General features: G+C 59.1%; 1 pseudogene. It reads right to left on the reverse strand.

Annotated features, from left to right (window positions below):
- Positions 1-295: pseudogene (locus tag QJT78_RS51900) on the reverse strand (transposase); the annotation flags it as partial.
- Positions 296-668 lie beyond the last annotated feature (373 nt).

Raw genomic sequence — 668 nt, forward strand, 5'->3', positions numbered from 1 at the left:
CGCTCAGCAGGCCCGCCTTGGTGAGCGCGCCGGACAAAAAATCGTTTTCCAACGCCAGCTCGCCGATCTTGGCATGTAACGCCTTCAAATCGACCGGCGTCTCGGCCGATGCCTTGTCATGCCCAAACACGCCGGCGGCGCCTTCCAGGAGCTGGTTTTTCCAGAGCGTGATCTGGTTCGGATGAACATCAAACAGTTGCGCCAGCTCCGCCAGCGTCTTGTCGCCTTTGACCGCAGCCAAAGCAACCTTCGCCTTGAATGCCGGAGAATGCGTCCGGCGGCTTTTCTTCGTCATCTTCGCTCCTGATTCGCAGCAAGAATCCTCGCCGCTGTCAGGCAGAAAATCCACTCAAGCTACTGTCCGAATTTGCGGGGCCAGCTCTGGATATCACTGCGTCGCCGCCATCGTCGGGGCGCGCAATGACCCGTCAGCAGATCAGCCGCTGTGACGCATACCCTTGCCGCCCAACCAATCTTGATAGGTGCCCTCACTAGTCTTTTCGGGGATAATCCGATGCGAGTGATGTCCAACAATGGCGGATGTGTGGGAGTGCGGTCCTGAGCTATGGCGGAATCTGGGTGATGACGGTGTGAGGAAGGCGGCGTATCGAGGCGGGTGACGAGCCTGCCAGAACCTCTCGAGGAGAGCGATACGCCATGACCGAGAC

This window comes from Bradyrhizobium sp. Mp27, from assembly GCF_029953005.1.
Taxonomy (GTDB): domain Bacteria; phylum Pseudomonadota; class Alphaproteobacteria; order Rhizobiales; family Xanthobacteraceae; genus Bradyrhizobium; species Bradyrhizobium barranii.